Genomic DNA, 17,262 nt, shown 5'->3' with positions numbered 1-17,262 from the left:
TAGTTACCAATACACAGAGGCTATTATGGAAAATACAAACCAAACTCAATGCCGTCACTTGCGAACCAAAACCGCCTATATTCCTGAAGCGGATCGGCCGGATGCATGGCGAAGCGGCGAATCCGCCACCGCGCAGTACTGGTGTTTGTGCACGATGACCACCGCCGGCCCGGATAATCAATTCGCAGCGCCGGAGTCGTGCGGCAGTTCACGAAGCTGTTTTGTTTCAGTTGACCTTCCGATGTGAACAATGATCTTTTACGTATTTTTTTGTTGAGAATCATAAATCGGTATGTTATCTTGGTTACATCATATCATCTACCGTCACCCATGACGGCTGTTCTTTTGAACCATTTAATCCCATGCAATTCCCAGTTATCAAAAATATCTTAATTTCTAACCCTTAACCTAACGGAGGAACTTATGCGAATTCCCTTTCAAGTAGTTCGCGAATGGATATGGTTGACCTTAGCCGTATCCGTTCTGTTGCTTAGCAGCGGAAATAGAATACTCGCTCAAGGTGTCACGACCGGAAGCGTCAGCGGTTCCGTCATGGACGACAAAAATAATCCCCTTTACGGCGCTAACGTGACGGCCGTGCATGAAGCCAGCGGATCTTATTACGGAGCCGTAACGACGGCGAGCGGCGCTTTTACTATCTTGAATATGCGTATTGGCGGTCCCTATACCGTCAAAGTCACATTTATGGGTTTCAAGCCGCGTGAAGAAAAAGATATTCACATCAGCCTCGGCCAGACGGTTAAACTTTCTTTCCGACTCACCGAAGAAGCCATAGCGGGTGAGGACATCATAATAGTTGCCGAAAAAGATGAAGTCATGAACCGAGACCGTACGGGAGCAGCAACCCACATCAGCACGGCAGATCTAGCCCAAATGCCGTCAATTAAGCGTTCAACAACCGATCTTACACGTCTCGATCCGCGCAGCGACGGCAGTTTCAGTTTCGGCGGCCGTAACTGGCTCTTCAACAATTATTCGCTGGACGGGTCGTACTTCAACAATTCCTTCGGCCTCGACAATCCGGCGCCGGGCGGGCAAACCAATGCCGAACCGGTTTCTTTCGACGCCATCGAGGAGGTTCAGGTTTCCATAGCGCCCTTCGATGTTCGCGAAGGCGGATTTACGGGAGCCAATATTAACTCGGTGACTAAGAGCGGATCGAATGTCTTTACCGGATCGCTTTATAGCTATTATCGCGACAAAAATTTTATCGGCAATGAGATCAAAGACAAACAGGCCACTGCCAACCCTGACTTGTCGTTTATCCAGTCGGGGTTTACCCTGGGCGGCCCTGTGATCAAAGATAAATTATTTTTCTTCTTGAATGCCGAGATCGAACGTCGTACGGATCCGGGATCGAATTTCACCGCCAGCCGAAATGGCTCGAGCGGATTCGGAGTTTCACGCGTAGACGCAGCTATAATGGATCAAATCTCGCAAAGATTGTCTGATGAATATGGTTACGAAACGGGCAAATACGAAAAATTTGATCATAAGACCGGGAATGAAAAACTTCTATTCAAATTAGACTGGAACGCTCATGAAAACCACAAACTGAGTTTCCGTTATAACAGACTGAGAGCAAGTCAGGATAAACCGCCTCATCCATTTGTATTGTCGCCCGGCGGCCGAGGACCAAATGAAAGCAGTCTGCCATTTCAAAACTCCGGTTATGAGATGAATAACGGACTGAACTCTTTTGCCCTAGAGGCCAACAGCCACTTCTCCAAATATACCAATCGATTTTTTGCCAGCTACAGCCGCTTCCGCGATTTTCGTGATCCGTTCAGCAAACCATTTCCAACCATTGATATTGCGGAAAACGGTGTGACCTACACGACCGTCGGCCATGAACCATTTTCCATTCACAATATTCTTGATCAGGATGTTTGGCAGTTTACTAATAACTTCAGCTATTTTACAGGCAAACACGTAATGACTGCGGGAGTTAATTTTGAATATTTCGGATTCTTCAATTCATTCAATATCTTCAGGCACGGCGTTTTCTTCTTGCCGTATGGTTGGTTTCCGGGTACCGCGAGATTTAGCTCCGTTGCAGATTTTCTCGCGGCAACTGATCCTGGTAATCCCAGCCAGGCAGATTTCAATTCTTTCGTAGCGGGCGACGTACCTTATAAAGGCGAAGATATCAATGTGGGTCAGCTTGCCTTCTACATCCAGGACGAGTACAGCCTAACCGACAAACTGAAATTAACAGCCGGCCTGAGAGCGGATATCCCAATGTACTTCACGGAGCCCAAAGCTAATCCGTTTTCGACGGATTCGATAGTTGCCCGGGACGAGAATGATAAAGTAGAGGATGTTGACCAGGCCAGATTACCGGGCGCATCGCCTCTGTTTTCACCTCGTGTTGGATTCAACTATGATCTGAAGGGAGACCGGTCAACGCAATTCCGCGGCGGTACAGGCATTTTCACGGGACGGCTCCCGTTCGTTTGGATTGGAAATGTTATTTCTAATCCCGGCGCCAACCCCAATCTCCCTGGACAAGGCGCAGCAGTACCTGGAAAAGATTCCGGCGACGAGATCCTCACACAGTCGTTCGATGTTAACGCAATGGTTAAAGATTTTAAATGGCCACAGGTTTGGACAACAAACATAGCCGTTGACCACAAATTGCCCTGGGACGTTTTGGGTACATTGGAATTCATTTATAGCAAAGACATCAACGCGGTTTATATGAGAAATGCTGACCTCGCTTTACCCGTTCGCACGTTGGCAAGAGCCGGGGGAAGACCTTATTATGGCGGAGGAGGAGCCAACGAGCTTAATCCGGATGGCGGCGCCGGAATTTATATCATCGACAACTCGAGCAAGGGATACAGCTACAATATCACGGCACAGTTGAAGAAAGCATTTCCATTCGGCCTCAGCTCAGGCCTTGCCTATACCTTTATGGAATCAAAAAGCCTCATGAAGTCCACAGAAATAGCGAGCGTGTTGTGGGCTGAGAATCCCGTTCAAGGCGATCCCAACAAGCCGGGACTCAGTAATTCCGAATTTGGCCAAAGACATCGCATTGTGGGCTACGGAGCGTATCAGTACAAGTGGAATAATATGACCTCGACCAGTGTCGGCCTCTTCTTTGAAGTCGCCGAAGGCAATACATTCCTTGGTGCAGGCGGAAACCGATACTCTTTCCTCTACGCGGGCGATGTCAATGGCGACGGTTCGGGCACTAACGATCTGATATATATTCCATCCGATCAGTCAGAAATCACCTTCGATGACATACCGGGCGGAATGACGGCTGCGCAGCAATGGGAGGCTTTCGACGCTTTTATTGAGCAGGATGATTATTTGAGCAAGAATCGAGGGAAAATTGCAAAACGATTTGGCGCAGTTAATCCATGGTATAGCAATATCGACCTCAAAATAATGCAGGAGTTCAAATTCAAATCCCAAACGCGGGCTCATACCATGCAGGTCAGCTTCGATATTTTAAACTTGGGTAATTTCCTTAACTCGCACTTAGGCGTGCGTAAAGTTGCCAGCTCATCAGCGACTAACCCTCTGCAACTCACACGTTTTGATGGCGGCGGCGAACCGGTGTTCCAGTTCGTGGGACCGAAGAAAACATTCGTGAACGACCCGAGTATTCTCTCGCGGTGGCGAGTTCAGTTAGGCGTGCGGTATATGTTTTAACTGACCGTCACTTTAACTTCTGTTAGTGTAAAGAGCCATGTCGAAGGACATGGCTCTTTTTTTTGCTAGTATCGTCTTCTGTTTAAATTTTATTTAATCGAGCCCCAGCGATAAGAAATATTTACAACCACCGCTGTCATCGCCGGATTAAATTTCTTGCCCGACGAATTAATAAACGGCCTTTCTTTCCAATTAGCGCTGCCAAACGATGTCAACGCTTCCAGCGAGGCATAGATTTTTTCGGTTATTCTTTTATTCAGGCCAACGCCGCCGCCATAACTGAATCCGTTATAGTTCAATGTACCGGTCTTTTTATTTTCAGCCGAGCCGCTCGCTAAGTTCAGCGCAAGGTATCCGTAAGGTTCGAAAGAACCGCGCATGAATATGTATCTTGCTTGTACCCCTAAATTAAAGGCGGATAGATCAAACGTTACGTTGTCACCGTCTACATTATATTTTGGTGTCGTTTCGCTAAAACCATAGATCTGAAAACCAAGCGCCATATGTTCTTTCAGATGATACAGATACGAAATATTGATAGCAAGTTCCGGCGACGATTTTGCGTCTGGTGACAAATTGAATATACTCTTCTCGTATGACTTCGCCCAACCTAACCCGAAAAATAATTCATGCCGGAGTAGATCCTGCCCCTGAAGCGGGAGAACCCAACTAATTAAAGCAACAATTAATATAGTGATTTTCATATAAGCCTCCTCTTTAAGTCATAGAACAAACACTCTAGCGTGTTTACATATTCTAAATAAGAATTACTTGACCAATTTCCGGTATTTTTAATACCCCATTGATCCGACCCTCAGATTCTATTTGCTTCAGAAGACGAATTGGCTCGCTACGCGGTTCATCCGCAAGATCGAACGTTCCGTAATGCATCGGAATGAGTGTTTTCCCCTGCAGAGCGTGAAAGGCGCGAACGGCCTCTTCCGGATTAGTATGATTCGTTTTCATTACATATTCCGGTTTGTACGCGCCAATCGGTAAAATGCAATAATCGATGGAGGGGAATAATGCGGTGATCTGTGAAAAATGTTCTGCCGATGCGGTATCGCCGGCAAAATAAAAATACTTTCCTTTGTATTCTAACATAAAACTGCCCCACAAGATCTTATTACGATCCCACGGAACCCTTAAATACCAATGCTGCGCCGGTAGAAAATAAATCCGGAAGGTCTCATTATGTAACGGAAATTCCTGGTACCATCCCGCTTCATGAACCTGAATATTTTTGTTCATCGAACGGATCAAATCGCCCATTTTTAACGGCACAAGCGCAGTCATATTTTTGGAAGGCAATTCGGAGATCGTTGTTGAATCAAGATGGTCGTAATGGCCGTGCGAAATGAGCAAATAATCAACTAACAATTCGCTAATCGGAATGGGCAACGGTGTGAATCTTTTTTGAAATGCGGGACTGGTCAGGCACGGGTCCGTCAGCAGCAATTTCCCGCCCAAGTGAAACAAAAAAGCGGCGTGCCCCAGCCAAATGATGCAGTCTTCTTTGATGGAATTCAAATCGGATATATTATGAAGTGGAATCGAGTATTTTTCATTATCCTTTTCTTCTTTTTGTGGATTGGACGAGGTAAACCACTTCAAGATACTGCTAAAAGGCGCTCCGGATACGGACAAATTGGTATTAACAAACCGCCCGTCAATCATCGGGTTGCCTTTATACCCTTCCAGAATTGTCGGTAACGCTTCGTTACGTACAAAATTGACGGCGGGTTCAGACGTCGTTGCAGGCATTGCTCCTTTTCCGATCAGCAAGAGAGAAAAACTTTCCAGTCCGATAAGTTGCAAAAATTTTCTTCGCGTTGTGGACATAATTAATGTTAAGTTATCTTCGTTTTTCTTAACGTACTGAGAATCAAATAATTGGCCAGGGTAAGAATAAACGCAACAAAACATAAAAACAGTCCCGCAAGCCCCATGATAGAAAACCCTCCTGTCCACAATCCTGTTCTCTTTGTGAAATCAAAATAAGTTTCTCCGGCCAACACGTAGTCCAGAATCGTAAAAGCGGCAAAAAACAAATAGGAAAATATGAAATACCGGCCTTGGCCTGATTTCATAAAGACCACATTAGAAAAAAGCATTAATACTAAGAAACATGCTGGTACGGCGTACGTCAGAATAGAAGCGGATTCATGATAGACGAACTGCGCCGTTTCTATGCTTTCAAACGTTTCCAGAATGGAAAAAATACGGTAGAGTACACCGCTCAGCATCAGCGAAAAAACAATTGCCAATCCGTAATATACTTTTTCAATTTTTTGCATGGGCAATCTTTTGGTTTGACTCAACCCAAAAGGCCATTCTTTAATTTGCTTATCGGGTTTACTCACATTTCAGAAATTGATGAGCCAACATTTGGATTGTTTTTTAATACAATATTCGCAGGCTTATCCTTCGGCCTCACACAGCGTTAAAAATGTCATTCTCGTAAGAATCTTTTTAGAATGATGCAGTAATTATACTTGAAAAAGGATTCTTTCAGAATGACAATACTGAGAAGCTTATGAATGTACCCGAGACAGGATCATACCTGTTTATAAAAAAGGCTAAAGTAAGCAAACCCAAAAGGCCATTATTTAATTAATTTAAGTTTTTCAAGACAATTTTTAATACGCTCATAACTGCGGTGAATATCGTTGTCTAATCCGACAGACATTCTCACTAAACCTTTACTCAGGCCCATCTCCTGCTGTTCCTCCAAAGGAATTTCCGACGATGTGCTGCTTCCAGGTGCACTGAAAAGCGTCTTGAAATAACCCAGGCTTACCGCGAGATAACCGACTTTTTCTTCCTGCATCATCTCCATCAGTTTATTCGCATTTTCCTCCGTTACAGCGTCGATCGCAAGCATGCCGCCGAATCCATACGTTGAATTCATGATTTTTTTTAGTAACGCGTGCTGACGATGAGAATTGAGGCCGGGATAAAATATTTTTATGCCGAGCTTCTCAAGATTTTCCGCAAGGTAAAGCGCGTTGACCCCGTGTTTCTGAATTCGAATGTGCAGGCTGTGAAGATTTTTCAGAATACTTGCCGCGCGGTAACTGTCCAAAACCGGACCCATTAACATGCAGGTGCCGGAATTGATATCCGTTAACTGGTGGATGAATTCAGAACTTGAACAGATGCAACCGGCGACGCAATCGCTGGTGCCATTAATAAACTTGGTCAAACTGTGCACTACGACATGCGCACCGAGCCGGATCGGAGAGATCGTCATCGGGCTGAAGGTATTGTCAACAACCAGTTTCAAATTATGCGCATTGGCCAGTTTCGCAAGTTCGGGCAGATCGGCAACTTCGAGGAGCGGATTACTGACCGATTCCGTATAAAGGATTTTCGTCTTTGCTGAAACAACTTTTTTGATCGCATTCAAATCCTGCATATTTACAAAATGAACTTTGATGCCGAAGCGCGGAAGCACATTTTTGAATAACGCGTACGTGCCGCCGTACACCGTTCGGCTGGAGATGATTTCATCGCCGGATTGGCAAATTTGCAGAACGGTACTGCTGATAGCCGCCATGCCCGATGCAGTTACTTGCGCGGCTTCGGAATCTTCGATAAACGAAAGAGCCCGAGCGAGATCTTTATTGATCGGATTCCAGTGCCTCGAATACAGAAAACATCCTTCAATTTCGTGATCAAATACTTCTTTCATTTTTTCCGGCGTCATAAAGGTGAACGTCGATGAGTCTGTGATGGACGGATTGACGTCGCCAAATTCGCCGAAGACTAAATAGTCCTGCAATTTACTGCTGGGATCGTATATCATGGCTTTGCCCTCTCAAATTTTAATTAACTAATAAACCGTTGATCGTTTTTTATCTGTCAAATGTCCGTTTCACCAATAAAACAGCACAAAATCAATATTCATAAAAACGACTCAAAAAATTAGTAAGAATTCCTGCCTTATTCAAGCAAAGTTCACGCTGATCAACCAATTATTTCTTTAAAATACATTTTGATTTTTTGTTCAAAAATATCAACATTCAAAACCACGCGTCCAAAAACATCTTTCCATTTAACTATGTTCAAACGGGAGAAATAGTATGAGCGAATCGACAAAAAATTCTTCGATGAATTCAGAACTGCTTCACCCGTCTGCAGAAACCGTGGATGCAGCGCTCATCAAGGATTACGAGACGCTCTATCGACGCTCCATCACCGATCGTGAAGGTTTTTGGGCGGAGGAGGCAGCGAAACTCGAATGGTTTCAGAAATGGGATAAAGTCCTGGACGATTCCAAAAAACCTTTTTTCAAATGGTTCTCCGGCGGAAAGATCAACATTATCCAGAATGCTATCGACCGCCATTTAAAAACCTGGCGCCGAAATAAACTTGCCATTATTTGGGAAGGCGAACCCGGCGATGTAAAAACTTTTTCATACCATGCTCTTAACCGCGAAGTGTCAAAATTTGCAAACGTACTGAAAAGCATGGGCGTACGGAGAGGGGAGATCGTAACGATCTATATGCCTCAGATCCCGGAGTTACTTTTTGCCATGCTCGCGTGCGCCAAGATCGGCGCGGCGCACAGTGTTGTCTATGGCGGATTCAGCGTGGAAGCGCTCGCGGCGCGGATCGAAGACGCGAAAAGCCGCGTGGTCGTTACTGCCGACGGCGGGTGGCGGCGCGGCAAGATCAACGATCTTAAAGCCATCGCCAATGACGCCATTAAGCGCTCCCCAACCGTCGAAGTTTGCATTTGCGTGAAACGCACCGGTCATGACGCGTACATGGAGAATGACCGCGACTTCTGGTATCATGATCTTATGGGCTTGCCGATCGCTAATCCGAATTGTCCTACAGAAGTAATGGATTCCGAAGATATGTTATTCATACTCTACACGTCCGGCACGACGGGCAAGCCGAAAGGATTACTTCACACGCATGGCGGTTATGCCGTGTATACTTCTACGACGCATCGATATGTTTTTGATATAAAGGATGAAGACCGATGGTGGTGCGCAGCCGACCCGGGTTGGATCACGGGACACAGTTACATGGTTTATTCACCGCTGATCAACGGCGCCACGCTGATGATGTATGAAGGCGCGCCGAACCATCCTTATCCCAACCGATGGTGGCAGATCGTAGAAAAGTACGGCATTAATATTTTGTATACGTCGCCGACCGCCATTCGCGGCCTGATGCGCTTTGGAGAAGCATGGCCGAAAAGGCATGACCTCAGCAGTTTACGTCTGCTCGGTTCCGTCGGCGAACCCATCAATCCGGAAGCCTGGCGCTGGTATCATCGGGTGATCGGGCAGGAACGCTGTCCCATTATGGATACGTGGTGGCAGACGGAAACCGGCGGGTTCATGGTAACGCCTCTGCCTATTACACCTCTCAAACCCGGTTCTGCAACCAAACCGTTTTTCGGGATAGAGATCGGGGTTGTGGATGAGCACGGCAAAGAAGTCAAACGCGGCGAAGAAGGAAAACTCGTCATCAAAGCGCCGTGGCCCGGGATGGCGAGAACTATCTACGGCGATGCGGAACGTTACGTAGAAACGTATTGGAAAGAATATGAAAAACAAGGATGGTACAAGGCCGGCGATTCTGCGCGTATAGACGAGGACGGATATCTTTGGGTAATCGGCCGCATCGACGATGTGATCAAAGTGAGCGGATACCGGTTGGGCACGGCGGAAATCGAAAGCGCATTGGTAAGTCATCCGGCAGTGTCGGAAGCCGCGGCCATCGGACTTCCGCACGAGGTCAAAGGGAATGCGATTCATGCCTACGTCATTTTACGATCTAAATTTACGCCTAGTAAAGAACTCGAAGAAGAACTTAAGGAACAGGTTGTAAAAGAGATCGGCCCGATCGCGCGTCCGGAGGCAATTACTTTTATGGACGTTCTACCCAAAACACGCAGCGGCAAGATCATGCGGCGTTTACTCAAAGCCAGAGCGCAAGGGCTGAGCGAGGGAGATATTTCAACTTTGGAAGAATAGAACAAAATTCAAAAATGGAAAATGGAAAAGTCAAAATGACAAATCAAATATTAAAATTTACTATTCAAAATCTAAAATTTCTAATTTGTCGTTTTACTTTTAGATTTTTAATTTTTGATGTCTATTTAATGATCTAACGAAAGGATATTATGAAAGCGAGCCTGTTTGTTATGTTATCTGTAATGCTTTGGAGTATAAGTTGTGCCCCTCAACGGGTGACCTTGTCCAAAGGACCTACTTCAGAAGAGTTCTTTGGTTTTAAACAATTTGCTTTTGACCAGGAACTCAAAATCACCGCCAAAGATGGAAATATTTTTAACGTCAGCCATGTGGATATCACATTCGAAAACATTACCTGGTACGACAATAAAGTAAAAGAATCAAAATCCATACCTCTCAACACCATTACCCGCATCAGTGTGGTTAATCGCGGCGAAGGATCATTCAGAGGTTTAGCGTTCGGAACGATCGGCGGATTCGGTACCGGTATCGGACTTGCGCTGCAGGACGGCAGTACGCCCCTTGTTCCGCTGTCAGGATTTTGGGAATATATTTCCGGTCCCATCCTCGGCGCAGGAGTTGGTGCAGGAGTAGGAGCCGGTATTGGTTTCCTGACAGGCGTTCGGCGAACATATGACTTTGTAGAGAAGTAAAAAGATCTTATTTAGCTATTTTCGATGCGCAAAGTGTATTAGCTCATTTTTTTGCGCATCCCCGGAGTCAGCGTATGATCATTCAGAATATTCCATTCGACACCGTGGATTGGATCGCAGTTGAAGAAGAAAGACACGGCGGTGAGACGGGTTACGCTAACTGGAAAACCCGGCAGTTTGGCGACATTCGCGTGAGAGTCGTCACTTACTCACCCGGATATAAAGCCGACCACTGGTGCAAAAAGGGACACATCATATATTGTTTGGAAGGCGATATGACGACGGAACTCGAAGATGGCCGGCTTATCGAATTAAGACAGGGTATGTCCTACCAAGTCGAAGACGAAAATTATCCTCACCGATCGTGTACCAAAAACGGTGCGAAACTTTTTATCGTGGATTGATGTCCCTATCCTCGTATTCATTCGCTTTGGGAGAAACGTCTATTACATCGTTCTCGGTTTCATACTGATGGCCATCCCGCCCGCACCGATCAGCAACATGATCAACGCCTGAACCATCGTTTTGTAGGCCACTTCAGCGGCGCCAAAAACGGAATTATAGAAAAACCATCCTCCAATCACGATTAGCATTCCGTAAATCCCGATCATGACGAAACGCGCTTTACGATTTGTATCCGGCGAATCAACGGCGAAATATTTGTTATACCAGAGCAGGCCTGACATTGCAAGTAGGCCAAGTCCGGCGAAGATGAGCCAGAAGTTCCTAAGTTCATTTTCAATCCCTGTCTGCCCGACCAGCGGTTTCAAAAAATTTTCATACATCGCGCCGCCAAGATTAGAACCGATCAGGCTTCCTATCACACCGTACAGAAAGGCGTAACCCATGTAAACCGCTTTCCCTTCCACGGGCGCTACCAGCCCGACATAACTGTAGTATTTCGGATGTGCGGTCATTTCGCCAATGGAAAAAACTGCGATGCCGAGTACAAATACCCAGACATTGCCCGCATAAGCCAAACACACAAAACCGAGCACACCCAGCACAATGCCGCCCACCATGGTCAACAGCGGTTTGGCATTTCTTACAATTCTGCTGACAAAAACCTGCAGCAGAATGATTGTTCCGGCATTTACTACCGTGACGTGTTCCGCATCGAACTTCAGCGGGATACCGATTGAAGCAAACGCCTGATCGATCGGTGCCGTATCAACAAAATCGCGCAGGAACCATAACACGGAACCAAAATTCTGGAAATAGAGAATCCAAAATCCGGAGTAGATAAATATCATCAACATGAACCGTGCATCGCCGAGTACCCTTGCTGCTCCGCTTAACACGTCTTTTAAACTTTTTGTATTGGCCGGTTTCGCCGGATCTTTGAACAGGAATACGGTTGGGATCAACATCAGCGCGCAGTACAGCGCAGAAGCGGTGAAAACATAGCTCCAATCGAACCCTTTTAACACGCTGACAACCAGCGGCGCCAAGAATGCGCCCAAATTGATCATCCAATAATACACGCCGAAACCGAATCCTGAATTTTCTTCCGTCGTCGTGCGCGCTATGGTTCCGCTGATAATCGGCTTAAACAAACCCGATCCTGTTGCCATAATGAGCAACGCAACAAAAACGCCGCCGTATGCGCTCATGTGACCGCTGATAAAATAACCTGCCGCAAGAAATGAAAACGCCACTATCAGCATGCGGCGATAACCGTAGCGATCCGCCAGCGCTCCGCCCAATATCGGTATGATATACGTGCAGGCATAGATCAATCCTTGCAGAAACCCAACCGATTGTTCTGAAAAGCCCAACCCGCCTTCGTGGATGGAGTTAGTCAAATAAATGGCAAGCACGGAATTAAGGCCGTAATAGGCAGCGCGTTCAAAAAGTTCCATCACGTTGGCAAGCCAAAACACGCCCGGAAACGATTTCATCAAACTTTGTGATTTTTGCTCCGACATATATATTCCTTATTTGGAGTTATTTAAAATCTGATGAGACATTATGAATTTTTTTTTTGACTCGAAAGAGAAAAAGAAAAAATCCGCCTGGCGGGAACCAGACGGATTCATTTGTTCATGTAATTGGACTTAAAACGAATTATTCTTTCTTAAAGTCCAATGAAACGGAATTGATGCAATATCTCAATCCCGTCGGTTTCGGCCCGTCGTCAAACACGTGTCCCAAATGTCCGCCGCATCGCGCACATAGAATCTCGGTTCGTGCCATGCCCAAACTGTTATCTGTCTCCGATTCTATCCCGCCGGGAATGGGTTCATAAAAACTCGGCCAGCCGCTGCCTGATTCGAATTTCGTCTTTGAAGTAAACAATGGGTTATCGCACGCCGCGCAATAATATATTCCGTCTTCGTGATTCTGATAATACTTGCCTGTAAATGCGCGTTCCGTACCTTTTTCCCGCAGTACACGATACTGTTCGGGTGTGAGTTCTTTTTTCCACTCTTCATCGCTTTTCATAATTTTATCCTTCATGGGTTTGTCTTTTGATTTGGCATTCTGGGCAAACTCACTCTTGTTCGCACAAGACAGAAATAGTATCCCAAATAAAAATACAGCGAGGGTTTTACGCATATAAATCCTTCTATTGGTTAAGCGCTTGTAGCAAGGTCTAACGTCATTGACGTTTATTTATTCCATCGCCTGCAAAGCCGCTTCGATCGCATATTTGATATCTTTATTCGTCGACTTTGCCAGCAGAGCCTGCAGGGTAGGTTTAGCCGCCTGCGCATCTTTTCCGATGCGTCCGAGGATTACCGCAATCTTGTATTGCAGCCCGCCGTCGTGAATTGTTAAGGAGTTCAATTTTGCGATCAGAGCCGGAACGGCTCCTCTCCCTATGGATACTAATGCGTCAACCGCCTTATCGGGTATCATATACTCGCGGCTTTCGAGGCTCGCGATCATATAACTTATTGCCTTTGAGTCGTTAGTCCGCACATTACCTAAAACCACTAATGCTGATTCCTGCATCTGTGAAAGTTCGCCTTTATGATCCAAACTGCGTTTGTCCAAAATATTTACAAGTACCTTTTCAATGGGTTTCGGCCTTTCATTCATTTGAACAAGCAACTTCATCACGCGTAATTGTTCCTCCCAGTCATCGCCTGCCAGAATCGTTTGCGCCTCGGCCATGGTGGGAATCGTTCCAGGAACCGGCACATCGTATTTCACGCAGAAATTAATTCGGTCGGTCAACTGACTATTGTATGCAGTTAACGTCGCATATTCGGAGAATTTACTCCGGCAGGCCTGTACCAATGATTCCAAGTCTTTTTGCGGAAATTCCCGCATGATCTGCTTATTCGCCTCTTTGTTGTACGGGTTCGGTTCAAAGGAACGCGCAAAATCGTATAATTGTTCCGCCGATTTTTCATTCGTTTCCGAACGGTTAAATAGGTCGGCCAGCCATGTCAGAGTTTTCGTTTTCCGTTCCGAATCATCTTCACTTTTGTAAATCGCCGTCAACAGAGAATAAATACTCTTGGCCGTCTTGGCATCCATGGCCAAGCGGTCGGCATATTTTTCATAGCAGTAAATCAGCAGGCGGTTATCGTGTCGAACCTTGACGCCTTCGGTCATTTCAAAAAAAGCGGCAGTAAAAGTGACGGGCGTCGGTAGTCCGATGCGACCGGCTTGGGCCAGCTCAAAATATTCATCGATGCGGTCATAGCACTCGTTGAGATAAGCTGAGATATTCTGATGAGTTAACAAATAGCTGATGTAACTGGACAATGAGTAATTACCGACCTTCCGAAGAGTTTTTAAACCCAATTTCCATTCCTGCGAATCGATGACACTGTCCTTCACCAAATATCGAATGATCTCAATAGCCCGTTGGTCATTGGCAGGATACGGGATCGAATCCAACGCGGCCGTCAAAAATTTCTTGTACTCCGTATTTTCTATGTTATATCGCTTAAACGCATACATCAGATCAAAATGAAAGACGCCGCATTCCGTATCGAATGGAAATTTTATACCGTCACGAACCAAGGCTTGAATCTTATCGTCGCTGCTCAGATCGTTAAGGCGCGCTTTTACGGCTTTCGCTTTTTCCTTACAAAGGTCCAAATCGGATTTTCTGTTTTCGTTCGGCGCATTTTCATTGTTATTCGCGCCGGGAAACAGGCTCATCAGATCGTCGGTCAATTGGATCCTGCCGGAAACGCTCACCATGATCTCGCCCGTAACCACGTCGATCAGACGGCCGTTGACGTCAATATAACTTTTCAATTTAGTATAGGTCCCGGAAAATAAAGCGTCGATAGGAACAAGTTCGCCGATCTTGATCGCCGCATCTTTCTGCATCAGATCTGTCAGCATCAGGTCATTTTCTTTTAGCACCGCATCCAAACGCTTGCGCTCAAATAGTTTAAAGATCTTTTTGTTCGAACTGAGCGCGCTGATCAGAGATTCCGTTACATACTCCCCAAATTCATTCTTTGCATTTTCATTCCGATTTTGGCTCGGAACAAACGTCACCACAGCTAATCGTTTGGGCTTGTCGGTCGCATTGGATTCCTGCATTTTTTTAGCCAATTCAGAAATCACCGCATTAAAATCTTTCGGATCCTGTGATTCTGGTTCTGCAGAGTGGATCGAAACCGAAACAAATAAAAACAGCGCAAGGGCAAAAGTAAAGGAATGTAATTTCATGACCATAACCCGGTTAATTTTTTTCAAGCGTTTTTAATATTTCAATAGCATTCACATTTTTTGGATTTAGTTCCACCGCTTTTTTGTAATTGATCTTAGCGAGTTCTTTCTTGCCGCCGATCAGACAAGCCTCGCCAAGGCTGTCATATACGTTTGCGGATTGCGGATATGATTCCACATTCAGCTTAAATATTTCTATAGCCTCTGCCGTTTTGCCTGCCTGCATCAATTGATATCCCAGCATATTCAGTTGGCTTTCTTTGAAATTATACGTATCCGGTTGAGTCTTTTTTAAATGATGGTATTCATCAACCGCGGCCTGAATATCTTTTTCAAAAATAATTGCGGCCAGAATTTCCGAGATCGATGTTTTCGGCTCGCTGACGCCCAAGAGTTCAACGTCAAACAGGAGCGTTGCGTTGGGGGGAATGACTCCGCCGGCGCCTCGTTCGCCGTAGGCCAGTTGCGGCGGAATAATCAGGCGAAGTTGATCGCCTACCCGCATCAGGGCAATACCCTCATCCCACCCTTTGATGACCAGTCCCTGCCCGAGAATAAACTCAAAAGGTTCCCCGCGATCACGAGAGGAGTCAAACATTTTTCCATTCATCAAAAATCCTGAATAATGCACTTCGACCGACTTACCGGCTTGCGCAGGTTCGCCGCTGCCTCTTTTACCGACAACATATTTTAGCCCGCTGGAAGCGGTTATCGTATCGCCCTGCTTTTGTTTGGCCGCTTGAAGACTCGCCGCAAGCTGCTTCGCATCAAGCAGTGTATTCGCAGGTATTTTAGCGGCAACAATATTCGCGTCGCGCACGGAGAGTAATTCCACGTCAAACAACAATGTCGTATTTGGCGGTATCAAACCTGGAATGCCTTTTTTCCCGTAGGCTAATTGTGGCGGGATTATCAATTGAAACTGGTCGCCGACGCGCATCAGCGCCACGCCTTCCTCCCAGCCTTTAATCACCTGACCGCTGCCCAAAACGAAGCTGAACGGCTTTTCTCTGTCTTGCGTCTGATCAAAAACTTTGCCGTCAATGAAAAAGCCTTTGTACAATACGTCCGCTGCAAAACCAATTTTCGCGGGCTCCCCGCTCCCCTTTTTTGTAACGATGTATTTTAAACCGCTGGCCGTAGTCAGCGTATCCTGAGAGTGGCTTAAGGAGACGGTGAGAATTTGTAAAAACAAAAAAGAGACGGTGAAGACGGATTTCATAAAGCCTTTCTGACTATTGTTCTGCAGATTCAATGAGCGATTTTAGTTTATCAAAGTCTTTTGTGTTTCTTTCCATGATACCGGACCGGAATAGCGCCAACATAGTTTTATAAACTATGTTTTTTCCCGCTGTATCGTTAATGTACGTAATTTGCGTCTTTCCTTCTTTCCCGGCAAAACGAAATTCACCGGTTCCGTTCAAAAAATCATTTTCCATGCTAAAGGCAAATACTTCATTTTCTTTCATCGCGATCACTTCTTCGTCAACGACGACGTCCTTGTCTCCTTCGGCAAAAATAAGCCGGTATTTGCTTCCCACCTCACCGGGTTTTCCGCTCAGCGTTTCCATTTTTTTGAACCCCGTCATCCACTCCCCCATCAGCGTCACGTCCATGAAGCTCTTGAATGTTTGATCAACCGGTTTATTCACTTCAAACGTGATCTTGTAATCCAACCGCGGCATAAAAACGCCGATAAGTAAAAAGGATATGATACACGCGCCTAAAATAACGCCGGCTATTGAGAAAAAAGTTTTCATTTTTGTTCTCTCTAAGTAAATTGAAATAAATTTGAATCAACTACAGATAATGGCGCATGATCGGCCGCGTTTTCGACCTTCGCGCGGTTTCCGTAAAACCTGCTTTAAGAAAAGCGGAAGGAATACCCGTCCATGCAAAAGCCGCGGGAATATTATCGGCATAGGGTTCGGCGGGATATGCTTCAAGAATTTTAACTTTTTTCTTTTTGCAATACGCAATGACCGCTTTGAGCAATTCGGTTGACAATCCTTTACGGCGAAATTCTTTAGTAATAAAAAAACACGTGATCGACCACACCGGCTGATCATCGATGGGCGCGAGTACGCGCGATCCTTCGAGGCGAATAAACTCCGTCCGCGGCGCCACGGCGCACCAGCCGACCGGTGTGCCATTATAATAGGCCATGATGCCGGGTTCTTTTCCTCCGCTTACCATTTTCTTCATCGCTTTTTTGTTTCCGGCGCCTTTTTGCTTATCAAATTCGGATTTCTTTAATCGCCAGGTCATGCACCAGCAACCCC

The 17,262-nt window shown here is 45.8% G+C and carries 15 protein-coding genes; 5 read left to right on the top strand and 10 right to left on the bottom strand.

The window, feature by feature from the left end; all coding sequences use genetic code 11:
- Positions 1-25: 25 nt before the first annotated feature.
- Positions 26-247 carry a hypothetical protein gene (locus tag F9K33_11685; protein KAB2878807.1) on the top strand — a complete coding sequence of 74 codons (222 nt, stop codon included), beginning with the start codon at positions 26-28 and terminating at the stop codon, positions 245-247.
- A gap of 176 nt (positions 248-423) precedes the next feature.
- Positions 424-3,687 carry a TonB-dependent receptor gene (locus tag F9K33_11680; protein ID KAB2878806.1) on the top strand — a complete coding sequence of 1,088 codons (3,264 nt, stop codon included), beginning with the start codon at positions 424-426 and terminating at the stop codon, positions 3,685-3,687.
- Between the two features lie 89 nt (positions 3,688-3,776).
- On the opposite strand, the gene F9K33_11675 is transcribed toward F9K33_11680, so the two are convergent.
- From F9K33_11675 to F9K33_11660, 4 genes are all read right to left on the bottom strand, one after another.
- Positions 3,777-4,391 carry a porin family protein gene (locus tag F9K33_11675; GenBank protein KAB2878805.1) on the bottom strand — a complete coding sequence of 205 codons (615 nt, stop codon included), beginning with the start codon at positions 4,389-4,391 and terminating at the stop codon, positions 3,777-3,779.
- Positions 4,392-4,443: 52 nt separating this feature from the next.
- Positions 4,444-5,613: a hypothetical protein gene (locus F9K33_11670; GenBank protein KAB2878804.1), complete on the bottom strand. Its 1,170-nt coding sequence runs from the start codon at positions 5,611-5,613 to the stop codon at positions 4,444-4,446.
- Complete coding sequence (locus F9K33_11665; protein KAB2878803.1) at positions 5,538-5,984, bottom strand: hypothetical protein; 447 nt, start codon at positions 5,982-5,984, stop codon at positions 5,538-5,540. The genes F9K33_11670 and F9K33_11665 overlap by 76 nt, the downstream gene beginning before the upstream one ends.
- 308 nt (positions 5,985-6,292) lie before the next feature.
- Complete coding sequence (locus F9K33_11660; GenBank protein ID KAB2878802.1) at positions 6,293-7,495, bottom strand: aminotransferase class I/II-fold pyridoxal phosphate-dependent enzyme; 1,203 nt, start codon at positions 7,493-7,495, stop codon at positions 6,293-6,295.
- Positions 7,496-7,772: 277 nt separating this feature from the next.
- Here F9K33_11660 and acs point away from each other — a divergent pair, with 277 nt between their 5' ends.
- The 3 genes from acs (at position 7,773) to F9K33_11645 (ending at position 10,740) form a co-directional block, all read left to right on the top strand.
- Complete coding sequence (acs, locus tag F9K33_11655) at positions 7,773-9,683, top strand: acetate--CoA ligase (GenBank protein KAB2878801.1); 1,911 nt, start codon at positions 7,773-7,775, stop codon at positions 9,681-9,683.
- A 149-nt stretch (positions 9,684-9,832) separates the two neighbouring features.
- A complete protein-coding gene (locus F9K33_11650) occupies positions 9,833-10,336 on the top strand; it encodes a hypothetical protein (protein ID KAB2878800.1) in 504 nt (167 codons plus the stop codon).
- Positions 10,337-10,410: 74 nt separating this feature from the next.
- Positions 10,411-10,740 carry a hypothetical protein gene (locus F9K33_11645; GenBank protein KAB2878799.1) on the top strand — a complete coding sequence of 110 codons (330 nt, stop codon included), beginning with the start codon at positions 10,411-10,413 and terminating at the stop codon, positions 10,738-10,740.
- Positions 10,741-10,782: 42 nt separating this feature from the next.
- Here the strand turns inward: F9K33_11645 and F9K33_11640 are convergent, their stop codons facing one another.
- The 6 genes from F9K33_11640 to F9K33_11615 form a co-directional block, all read right to left on the bottom strand.
- On the bottom strand, positions 10,783-12,264 hold the full coding sequence (locus F9K33_11640) for a peptide MFS transporter (GenBank protein KAB2878798.1): 1,482 nt from the start codon (positions 12,262-12,264) through the stop codon (positions 10,783-10,785).
- Positions 12,265-12,403: 139 nt separating this feature from the next.
- Positions 12,404-12,895, bottom strand: a complete 492-nt coding sequence (msrB, locus tag F9K33_11635) for a peptide-methionine (R)-S-oxide reductase MsrB (protein ID KAB2878797.1) — start codon at positions 12,893-12,895, stop codon at positions 12,404-12,406.
- Between the two features lie 57 nt (positions 12,896-12,952).
- Complete coding sequence (locus F9K33_11630) at positions 12,953-15,007, bottom strand: hypothetical protein (GenBank protein ID KAB2878796.1); 2,055 nt, start codon at positions 15,005-15,007, stop codon at positions 12,953-12,955.
- Positions 14,994-16,202 carry a hypothetical protein gene (locus F9K33_11625; GenBank protein KAB2878795.1) on the bottom strand — a complete coding sequence of 403 codons (1,209 nt, stop codon included), beginning with the start codon at positions 16,200-16,202 and terminating at the stop codon, positions 14,994-14,996. The genes F9K33_11630 and F9K33_11625 overlap by 14 nt, the downstream gene beginning before the upstream one ends.
- A 13-nt stretch (positions 16,203-16,215) precedes the next feature.
- Positions 16,216-16,740, bottom strand: coding sequence for an SRPBCC family protein (locus F9K33_11620; protein ID KAB2878794.1), 525 nt, complete (start codon positions 16,738-16,740; stop codon positions 16,216-16,218).
- Positions 16,741-16,780: 40 nt separating this feature from the next.
- A complete protein-coding gene (locus tag F9K33_11615) occupies positions 16,781-17,248 on the bottom strand; it encodes a GNAT family N-acetyltransferase (protein ID KAB2878793.1) in 468 nt (155 codons plus the stop codon).
- Between the last annotated feature and the right edge of the window lie 14 nt (positions 17,249-17,262).

The organism is bacterium, from assembly GCA_008933615.1.
Lineage (GTDB): Bacteria > CLD3 > CLD3 > SB21 > SB21 > SB21.
The sequence above is the reverse complement of the archived record's forward strand: the minus strand, read 5'-3'. Positions and strand labels throughout refer to the sequence as shown.